12 protein-coding genes are annotated in these 8,816 nt (G+C 73.3%); 2 read left to right on the forward strand and 10 right to left on the reverse strand.

Going from position 1 to position 8,816, the window contains the following annotated elements:
• Together E1292_RS47855 and E1292_RS47860 are read right to left on the reverse strand one after the other, a co-directional pair.
• Positions 1-831, reverse strand: an 831-nt coding sequence (locus E1292_RS47855) for a glycerate kinase (RefSeq protein WP_246090937.1), incomplete at its 3' end; no start/stop codon positions are given.
• A gap of 150 nt (positions 832-981) precedes the next feature.
• The gene (locus E1292_RS47860; protein ID WP_132606452.1) at positions 982-1,194 is read right to left on the reverse strand and encodes an EF-hand domain-containing protein; all 213 of its coding nucleotides are present in this window, start codon (positions 1,192-1,194) and stop codon (positions 982-984) included.
• Between the two features lie 272 nt (positions 1,195-1,466).
• On the opposite strand from E1292_RS47860, the gene E1292_RS52010 reads away from it, so the two are divergent.
• Positions 1,467-1,634: a hypothetical protein gene (locus tag E1292_RS52010; protein ID WP_165975136.1), complete on the forward strand. Its 168-nt coding sequence runs from the start codon at positions 1,467-1,469 to the stop codon at positions 1,632-1,634.
• Here the strand turns inward: E1292_RS52010 and E1292_RS47865 are convergent.
• The 7 genes from E1292_RS47865 to E1292_RS47895 form a co-directional block, all read right to left on the reverse strand.
• Positions 1,624-3,045: an 8-oxoguanine deaminase gene (locus E1292_RS47865; RefSeq protein ID WP_439331959.1), complete on the reverse strand. Its 1,422-nt coding sequence runs from the start codon at positions 3,043-3,045 to the stop codon at positions 1,624-1,626. The two genes, E1292_RS52010 and E1292_RS47865, sit on opposite strands and share 11 nt — an antisense overlap.
• Complete coding sequence (locus E1292_RS47870; protein WP_132606453.1) at positions 3,042-3,512, reverse strand: (2Fe-2S)-binding protein; 471 nt, start codon at positions 3,510-3,512, stop codon at positions 3,042-3,044. The genes E1292_RS47865 and E1292_RS47870 overlap by 4 nt, the downstream gene beginning before the upstream one ends.
• Positions 3,512-4,372 carry an FAD binding domain-containing protein gene (locus tag E1292_RS47875; protein WP_132606454.1) on the reverse strand — a complete coding sequence of 287 codons (861 nt, stop codon included), beginning with the start codon at positions 4,370-4,372 and terminating at the stop codon, positions 3,512-3,514. The genes E1292_RS47870 and E1292_RS47875 overlap by 1 nt, the downstream gene beginning before the upstream one ends.
• Positions 4,373-4,378: 6 nt before the next feature.
• The gene (gene pucL, locus E1292_RS47880) at positions 4,379-5,239 is read right to left on the reverse strand and encodes a factor-independent urate hydroxylase (protein WP_132606455.1); all 861 of its coding nucleotides are present in this window, start codon (positions 5,237-5,239) and stop codon (positions 4,379-4,381) included.
• Positions 5,240-5,539 (reverse strand): hydroxyisourate hydrolase, encoded by a 300-nt coding sequence (uraH, locus tag E1292_RS47885; RefSeq protein ID WP_132606456.1) that lies wholly within the window; start codon positions 5,537-5,539, stop codon positions 5,240-5,242.
• Positions 5,536-6,045, reverse strand: coding sequence for a 2-oxo-4-hydroxy-4-carboxy-5-ureidoimidazoline decarboxylase (uraD, locus tag E1292_RS47890; RefSeq protein ID WP_132606457.1), 510 nt, complete (start codon positions 6,043-6,045; stop codon positions 5,536-5,538). The genes uraH and uraD overlap by 4 nt, the downstream gene beginning before the upstream one ends.
• Before the next feature lie 108 nt (positions 6,046-6,153).
• Positions 6,154-7,095 (reverse strand): NADP-dependent oxidoreductase, encoded by a 942-nt coding sequence (locus E1292_RS47895; RefSeq protein ID WP_132606458.1) that lies wholly within the window; start codon positions 7,093-7,095, stop codon positions 6,154-6,156.
• Positions 7,096-7,318: 223 nt separating this feature from the next.
• Between E1292_RS47895 and E1292_RS47900 the strand changes: the two genes are divergently transcribed.
• A complete protein-coding gene (locus E1292_RS47900; RefSeq protein ID WP_132606459.1) occupies positions 7,319-8,158 on the forward strand; it encodes a deoxyribonuclease IV in 840 nt (279 codons plus the stop codon).
• Between the two features lie 413 nt (positions 8,159-8,571).
• On the opposite strand, the gene E1292_RS52015 is transcribed toward E1292_RS47900, so the two are convergent.
• Positions 8,572-8,816, reverse strand: a 245-nt coding sequence (locus tag E1292_RS52015; protein ID WP_220447423.1) for a hypothetical protein, incomplete at its 5' end; no start/stop codon positions are given.

Consider the following 8,816-nt stretch of genomic DNA (forward strand, 5'->3'; position numbering starts at 1 on the left):
CGCCCCCGGCGCCCCGGCCACTCCCATGGCCCGAGGGGTGTCGTCATGCTCGTGCCCATGGTCGCGCCCGCTTCGCTCCTCGTTGGCTCGTTCCTCGCTCGCTCGTCGCGAGCTCCTGCGCTCGGGTGCGCCTACGAGCCCGTGCGTCGCGGTCGCCACCGCCGCCAGGCGGGACAGGGAGCCCTCCAGGGTCCTGACGTCGTCGGAGGTCGCGCCCTTCTGCGGACCGTACACGGCGGCGGCGCCGTGGGGGCCGAGAAGCGGGTTGTCCACGTCGCTCGCCACCACGAACTCCACGCCGGACACGTCAAGGAAACCGGACATGTCGATGCGGGCGAGCTCTGCGAGCGCGGCACCGCCGCGGGGGAGCTCGTCGCCACCGGCGTCGAGCAGCCGCGCGCCGAGGGCCTGCACCATGCCCGCTCCCCCGTCGGTGCACGCGCTGCCGCCCAGCCCCAGGACCACCCGCTTGGCGCCGCGGCGTACGGCGTCGGCGACCAGTTCGCCCGTGCCGTAGCTGGTGGCCGTCAGGGGCTCGCGCCCGCCGGGCAGCCGGCGCAGCCCGGACGCCTCCGCCAGCTCTACCACGGCCGTGCCGGCCGCCTGCCAGGCGTACGAGGCGGGGATCCGCTCACCCGTGGGGCCGGTCACCTCGATCGTGACCCGCGTGAAGCCGCCGGCCACGGCGGCGTCGACCGTGCCGTCGCCACCGTCGGCGACCGGCAGCTCCACCGTGGGAACGCCGAGCCCGGCCGACACCCGGGAGGCCACCTCCGCCGCCGTCAGCGACCCCTTGAACTTGTCCGGAGCGACCAGAACAGGCTGAACCACAACGAACTCCCACATGATGGTGAACAATGTTCTGACACGCCTTCCTGCCCGGTGCGAGCGGGCGGGAAGGCGTGACTCATCATCATCACATCCCGGGCCCTTCACCCCATACGCTGCCCGGGGGATCGGCAGGCGCGTGCCGGACCGTCCCTAGGAGACCGCTCTGATGAACTCCTCCAGCGAGTAACGACCGTCCTGGTCGACGTCCGCCTCCTGGCTCATCGCCCCGAGGGCGTCGGGCGGGAGGTCGGGGAAGTGCCGCCTGAGCTCGGACTCGCTGATGTAGCCGTCGCCGTCGGTGTCGATCGACGCGAAGGTGCTCTTGAGCCGGGCCAGCCGCTCGTCTGGGAGTTCCGCCGCCACGGGACCGCCTTCCGGATGCTCGTTCGTGCGGGTGCTCGTTTCCGGATGTCTCCCACACCATAGTCATCATTGACCCATGACAACCGAGTGGAACCCCGTTTGCCGGCGAGCGGAGAAGGGCCAGGAGGATCAGGTCCTGGCGGTGCTGGACGAGTGCGCCGCCTGGCTCGCCGCTCGGGGGGGTACGGCAGTGGCCGGACCGGTTCGGGCGGGCGTGGATCGAGCCGGCCGTCGCGCGGGGCGAGACCTGGCTGGTCCACGCCGGTGACGCGGTGGCCGCCACCGTCACGCTGGACTGGTCCGACAGCCTGTGGGACGACGACGGGACGGCCGGGTACGCGCACTGCGGGGACGTGGCGGTCGGCGGCGCGCCGGGCCAGCGCGAGCCGGACGGCCCGGTCACCCTCGTGAGCCGCTACGAGCTGCCGCTCACGCCGTGAAGTCTTCATGGACGTGCCTCGCCGGGCGCACGCCGCGCTCCTCCGCCAGCCGCACCAGCCGCCGCCGGGCGGCGGCGCCCGCGCGGCCGGCCGCGTCCTGGGAGACGGTCTTCAGCTCGCCGCCGGCCACCACGGTCCGCCCGCCGACCAGCACCAGCGCCGGCGGCGGCGCGGGCCCGAAGACCAGCGCGCAGACCGGGTCGGCGACCGCGGCGGCGAAGGACCCGACCGGCCACAGGACGACGTCGGCCAGCTTGCCCGGCTCGAGCGAGCCGAGCTCGTCCGCGCGGCCCAGGTTGCGGGCGCCGCCCAGGGTGGCCAGTTCCAGGGCCTGCCGGGCCGTGAGCGCCCCGGGACCGTATCGGGCCCGCTGGAACAGCAGCGCCTGCCGCATCTCCCCCGCCAGCGGGGTCAGCTCGGACGAGGCGCTGCCGTCCACGCCGAGCCCCACGTTCATGCCGCGGCGCAACATCTCGGACACGCGGGCGATGCCCGCCCCGAGCCGGCCGTTGGAGGAGGGGCAGTGGGCGGAGCCGGTGCCGGTGGCGGCGAGCTTGCCGATGTCGGCGTCGCTCAGGTGCACGGTGTGCGCGAACCACACGTCGGGCCCGAGCCAGCCCAGCTTCTCCACGTAGTCGACGGGCCGCGTCCCGAACCGCTCCAGGCAGTGCTCCTCCTCGTCCAGGGTCTCGGCGATGTGGGTGTGCAGGCGAACGCCCTTGGACCTGGCCAGCGCCGCCGACTCCGTCATCAACTCGGCACTGGCCGAGAACGGCGAGCACGGCCCCACCGCGACCCGCAGCATGGAGGAGAACGACGGGTCGTGGTGGGCGTCGACGGCCTCGGCCGTGGCGGCCAGGACCTCGTCCAGCTCCTCGACCACGACGTCCGGCGGCAGCCCGCCCTTCGACTCGCCCAAGTCCATGGAGCCGCGGGCCGGATGGAACCTGACGCCGATCTCGCGGGCGGCCTCGATGCCCGCCGCGAACAGGTCGCCCCTCCCCTTGGGGAAGAGGTAGTGGTGGTCGCTGGAGGTGGTGCAGCCCGACAGCGCCAGCCAGCCCAGCCCGGCGGCGGCGGCCCCCTTGACCACCTCGGCGTCCATGGCGGCCCACACCGGATAGAGCGACACCAGCCACTCGAACAGCGTCGCGTCCTGCGCGAGCCCTTGCGAGGCCCACTGGTAGAGGTGGTGGTGGGTGTTGACCAGGCCGGGCGTGGCCAGGCAGCCGGAGCCGTCGATCCGGGTCGCACCCGGGGCGGCGGGCGCGGGCCCGGCGCCCAGCGCGGCGATCCGATCCCCCTCGATCCTGATGTATCCGGATGGGATCTCGGGGCCGGTGACCGGCGCGACGTGCACGTTCTCGATCACGATGACAGGAGGCACGGCGCCGGTGCGGGGGTCGCTCACGTGGCCGCCTTTCGCCGCGCGGCCAGCCGTACCGCGTCGAGGATCTTCTCGTAGCCCGTGCACCGGCAGAGGTTGCCCGCCAGCGCCTCCCTGATCTCCGCGTCCGACGGCCGCTCGACGCGCGCGATCAGGTCGTGCGCCTGAACGATCAACCCCGGCGTGCAGAAGCCGCACTGCACCGCCCCGCACTCCGCGAACGCCTCCTGCACCGCGTCGAGCCGGTCCCCCTCTGCCAGCCCCTCGACGGTGCGCACCTGCCGGCCCTCGGCCTGGCCGGCGGCGACCAGGCAGGCGCAGACCGGCACGCCGTCGAGATAGACCATGCACGAGCCGCATTCGCCCTGCTCGCAGGCGTTCTTGGAGCCGGGCAGTCCGAGGCGCTCGCGCAGCACGTACAGCAGGCTCTCTCCTTCCCACACGTTGTCGGCGCTCTCCTCGCGGCCGTTGACGGTGAAGGTGACGCGCATCAGGCGGCCCTCCTTCCCAGATGGTCGTTCCAGGCCCACGTGAGCGTGCGGCGGGCCATCACACCGATGGCGTGCACGCGGTAGGCGGCGGTGCCGCGGACGTCGTCGATCGGCGCGGCGGCGGCGGCGCACAGCTCGCCGAACCTCCTGAGCAGCGCCGGGTCGAGCGGCGCCTGCCAGTCGAGCTCCCGCGCCAGCAGCTCCTCGGCCTCGTACGCCCGCCGCGGCGTGGGCGCCGCCGATCCGAGCCCCGTGCCGACCCGCCGCTCCCCCGGGTGCAGCGCGATCGCGAACGAGCACACCGCGATCACCATGGCGTTGCGGGTGCCGACCTTGGAGAAGTACTGGGGCCCCGTGGCGGGCCTGACGTGCACGGCCCTGATGAGCTCGTCCGGTTCCAGCGCGCTGCGCTTGACCCCGAGGTAGAACGCGGTGGCGGGGACCATCCTGACGCCCCGGTCGCGCGACTCCACCTCGACCACCGCGTCGGCGGCGAGCAGCGGCGGATGGCTGTCGCCCGCGGGAGAGGCCGCGCCCAGGTTGCCGCCGACGGATCCGCGGTTGCGGATCTGCGGCGAGCCGACCGTGCGCGAGGCCTGCGCGAGCCCCGGCAGCGGCCCGCCCAGCTCCTCGATGATCGTCGTGTACGGCACCCCGGCCCCGACCCGGCAGAAGCCGCCCACCATGCCCCACGCGCGCAACTCGGCCACCTGGCCGAGGTCGAGCAGCGCGGCGGGCCTGCGCACGTCGAAGTTGAGCTCGACCATCACGTCGGTGCCGCCCTGGATGGGCACCGCTTCGGGCCGGTCCGCCTTGGCGGCCAGCGCCTCCTCCCACGTCGTGGGGCGCAAGAAGTCCATCGGTGTCTACTCCCAGGCGAATCCGGCGTCGGGCGCGTCCTCACGCAGCACACTGCCCTCGATCAGGCCGTACGGGCGGTCGGCGGCGAAGAAGACCTCGTTGTCGTTGTCCAGGCCGAAGGGCGACAGGTCGACGGCGAAGTGGTGCCTGTTCGGCAGGGCCAGCCTGACCTCGCAGATCTCCTCGCAGGTGGTCAGCGCCCGCTCGCCCATGGCGTACAGGGTCTGCTGCAGCGAGCGGCTGTGCGTGTCCGCGAACGCCTCCACCAGGCATCGCCGCACCCGCTCGTACGACGAGCCGTAGGAGGGGGTGTCGGCGGCGTGCCGCCAGCGGGCCTCGACGGCGGTGGCGAGGACACGGTCGGTGGCGGGCGGCAGCGTGGTGTACTCGTCGGCGATGTAGCCGTGGAACTCCGACCCCGTCGAGTTGAGCAGCACCAGGTCCTTCAGCCCGGACACCACGGTGGCGCGGCCGTCGCGGTCGCGGTGGACGACGCAGGTGCGCACCTCGCCACCCTCCCGCGCGAACGAGTGCGGCCCTTCGCGGCGCCAGGCGTACTCCTCGATCTCCACCCTGGCGTGGTGGATCGAGGGTTGCGACCCGGCGAAGTGCCCGGCCAGCAGGAGGGCGAACTCCTCGATCTGGCCGACGCCGTGTTTCCTGGCGAACGCGTACACCGTGTTCTTCTGCGTGTCGGTCGGCAGCACGGCGGCGTTGTCGCCGGTCAGGTGGACGGCCTCCATGTCGCCCGACAGGGACGTGCTGACGTTGACGTCCTTGATGTGGTGCACGGGGCCGTCCTTGACGACGTGGACGAGCCTCGTCTCGGCCTTGCCGTAGCGGTTGGGCCCGAGCTTGACGGCCATCTAGCTCCCTCGGTAGGTGGAGTAGGCGTACGGGCTGAGCAGCAGGGGCACGTGGTGGTGCCGGCCGGGGTCGGTCACGGTGAAGGTGACGACGACCTCGGGATAGAACGTCTCGGGCAGGTAGCCGCCGGTGTCGAAGACGACGCGGTGCACCCCGGTCCTCGGCTCCCACCCCTTGATCCGGCCGTCGGCGTCGGTCCGCCCCTCGGCCAGGACGGTTCCGTCGTGCTCCAGGCGTACGCGGACGCCCGCGGCGGGCAGCCCGGTGACCGCGTCCAGCACGTGCGTGGAGAAGCTCATCTCCCCTCCCCCATGAGCTTGCGCAGCCGCACCCGCGTGATCGCGGCCAGCTCGGCGCGTACGACGTCGCGCTCGGTCTCCTCGTCGTTGCGCAGCCGGGACGTGAGCTTGGCGAGCAGCTCGGCGCCGGTGAGGCCGGTGGCGCAGACGAGGTAGACGTGCCCGAAGCGCTCCTCGTAGGCCCGGTTGCCCTCGGCCAGGGCCGCGCGCGACGCGTCATCGACCCCTGACTGCTCCTGCCGCGACCAGGCCGCCTCCGTGCCGGCCCCGGCCGCCCGCTCGCCGATCCTCGGGTGCGCGCTCAGCGCCTCCAGCACGCCGGACCACTCCAGCTCGCGCACGGCGGCGTCCGCGGCGGCGAGCAGCTCGCCGAGGCCGCAGTACGGTCGCAGGCCCGCGACCTTCGCGGCGAAGGCGCGGCAGGCGCAGCAGGCGAGCAGGTCCCGCTCGGCCTCGTCAGGTGGCCGTGCGTTGAAGGCGTCGAGCGCGGTGAGCGTGTCGGGCATGTCTGAAGTACACACATGCGCTACGTGCCCGGTCCATCCGTGAGAACTCCGAACCGGCCGCCCCCGATGGCCGGGACTTTTGTGTCATGCTCCAAGTCCCGGGCCCGGTCAGATCGTGATCACGGTCTTGCCCCTGGCGTGGCCTGCGGCGATGTCGCGCAGCGCGGCCGGCGCCCGCTCCAGCGGCACCAGCGACTCGACCCGCACGCGCAGCTCGCCGCCGTCGATCAGCTCGGCCAGGCGCGTCAGCACCTCCGGGGTGACCCGGTTGACCACGTTGACGCCGCGCAGCCCTCTCGCGGCCAGGGCGTCAGGGTCGAGCGCGTGGATGACGCTGCAGATCACGCCGCCGGGGCGCAGCACGCCCGCCATGGCGTCGACGGCGTCGGCCGGGGTGGCCAGGTCGAACACCGCGTCGATCCCGCCGGGCCAGGCGGCGAGCACCTGTCCGGGCACGTCCCCCCTGGTGTGGTCGACCGTCTCGTTGGCGCCCAGGTCGCGCATGAGGTCCTCCGCGTCCGGCGCTGCGGTGGCGATGACGTACGCGCGGCGCAGGGCGGCGAGCTGGGTGGCCGCCTGGCCCACGCCTCCCGTCGCTCCGACGATCAGCACCGTGTGGCCCTCGGCCAGGCCCGCGGACTCGACCAGCGCGCACGCGGTCGCGCTCGCCGTGGGCACGGCCGCGGCCTGCTCGGGCAGCAGGCCCTTGGGCATGCGGGCGACGGGCCCGTCCTGGGCCACCACGCCGTACTCGGCGTAGCCGCCGAGCCCGCGAGCCGGGTCGCTGAAACGGCCGTAGACCTCGTCACCGGGCCGGTACGCGGTGACCTCGGGCCCGACGGCCTCCACGACGCCGGCGCCGTCCTGCCCCATGATGAACGGGAACCTGGGCGACAACCCCATCATCGCGCCGCTCGCGATCTTCGTGTCGACGGGGTTGTAGGCCGCGGCCCGCAGGCGGACCAGCAGCTCACCGGGTCCTGGCACGGGCTCCGGCAGCTCGACGAGCTCCGGCCGGGCTCCGAAGGCGGAAATGGCGATGGCACGCATGGGCTCTCCCCCGTCTGGCCTGCGTTGGCGAACGAAAGAGGCGTTACCCGCCCGCGTGCCCGCCAAAGGGGACAGGAGGGCCTCTTGGAGCAACCTTTGTGCGAGCCGCCGCACCGGGCCGCCGCACCGGGCCGCCTCACTGGCCCGCTCATTGGCCACCTGACCGGAGCGCCGTGGTGGCGTACGGGAAGTGTCCGCCACTGCGCCTACACTGGCGGTCATCATGACCCTGAAATCCCTGATCGGCGGACACGTGTCCGTGGCGGGCGGCCTCGCGACGGGCGGCCTGAAATACATGGCGGAGATCGGCGCCGAGATGATCCAGGTGTTCGTCACCAACCCGCGCGGGTGGGCGCTCACCGAGGGCAGGCCCGAGCAGGATGCCAAGCTGGCGGAGTCGGGCGTCGACACGTTCATCCACGTGCCCTATCTCGCCAACTTCGGCTCGCCCAGCCCCGAGACGCTGGCCAACTCCATCGCGATCGTGCGCCACACGCTGCGCCGCGGCGTGGCGACCGGCGCCAAGGGGGTCGTGGTGCACACGGGTTCGGCCGTGACGCAGTCCCGCGACGACGCGCTGCGCCAGACGCGGGAAAACCTGCTGCCGCTGCTCGACGAGATCCCCGACGGCGGTCCCGACTTGCTGCTCGAGCCGATGGCGGGCCAGGGCGCCATGCTGTGCGCCACGGTCCAGGACATCGGGCCCTACCTCGCGGCCCTCGACTGGCATCCGCGGGCCGGCATCTGCCTCGACACGTGCCACGCCTTCGCCGCCGGTCACGACCTGGCGGCCGAGAGCGGGGTGCGGGAGACGTTCGACGCCCTGCACACGATCGCTCCCGGGCGGCTCAAGCTGATCCACGCCAACGACTCGAAGGACGCCTGCGGCGCCAAGAAGGACCGCCACGAGAACATCGGGGCCGGCCTCATCGGTGCGCGGCCGTTCGCCGAGCTGATGCGGCACCCGGCGGTGGCGGGCGTGCCGATCTGCATCGAGACGCCGGGCAAGGCGCCCAAGCACGCCGAGGACATCGCCCTGCTGAAGCAGCTCCGCGACGGCTGAGCGCCGTCAAGGCCCGGGCGGGCCCCGCCGCGCGCGGGGGCGCGGACACCACCGGCAGCCGGAGCGGGACACCACCGTAACCGGGCCACGGACCGTGATAGGGCGCCCGCTCGCGGGATCCGGCGCCCCCGTGGCCCGGATCGCGGGGCCGGCTCTCGCGGCCACAGCGGGCGCCCCCTCACAGAACGGCGTGGCGGGCCCTACCCCCCGGTCAGGGCCCGGCCGCCGCGGCGACCTGCGCGGTCGCCGGTGAATCCGGCGCATCAGATCTGCTGTGAGCCCTTGCGGCTCGTCCCCCCAATGCGCCGGGGTGGCTATCCGATGCCGAAACACTACGGTCGCGATCATGCGGGCGAAACCCCGTTTACGGACAGCTCGTCGAACGGTCTGTAGTCATCGCCATACGGAGAGTGCTAATGCGACGAGCGGTCGCCGGGCTGCGACGAGCGGCAGTCTGGGGGGCCCGCACTCGCCTCGGGCACGTGCATCCTGGCCATCATCCACCCCACCCCGCTCGGCACCCGGCCCGGCGTGACCAGGGACATCACGACCATGGCCGCGAACGCCACCGGCACCGCGACCAGCGCGGGGTAGGACGCCGGCTCCCCCGCCCGCACGCCCGCCTGCTCGCTCAGCACGAGCACCGCGGTCACGCCCC

Origin of the sequence: Nonomuraea deserti, from assembly GCF_004348685.1 — a bacterium.
Lineage (GTDB): Bacteria > Actinomycetota > Actinomycetes > Streptosporangiales > Streptosporangiaceae > Nonomuraea > Nonomuraea deserti.

Coding starts and splice junctions, on each gene's coding strand:
- E1292_RS47900 (WP_132606459.1), top strand. CDS start 7,319: ATGACCCTGAAATCCCTGATCGGCGGACACGTGTCCGTGGCGGGCGGC.
- E1292_RS47875 (WP_132606454.1), bottom strand. CDS start 4,372: ATGGACTTCTTGCGCCCCACGACGTGGGAGGAGGCGCTGGCCGCCAAG.
- uraH (WP_132606456.1), bottom strand. CDS start 5,539: ATGAGCTTCTCCACGCACGTGCTGGACGCGGTCACCGGGCTGCCCGCC.
- E1292_RS47870 (WP_132606453.1), bottom strand. CDS start 3,512: ATGCGCGTCACCTTCACCGTCAACGGCCGCGAGGAGAGCGCCGACAAC.
- pucL (WP_132606455.1), bottom strand. CDS start 5,239: ATGGCCGTCAAGCTCGGGCCCAACCGCTACGGCAAGGCCGAGACGAGG.
- uraD (WP_132606457.1), bottom strand. CDS start 6,045: ATGCCCGACACGCTCACCGCGCTCGACGCCTTCAACGCACGGCCACCT.
- E1292_RS47895 (WP_132606458.1), bottom strand. CDS start 7,095: ATGCGTGCCATCGCCATTTCCGCCTTCGGAGCCCGGCCGGAGCTCGTC.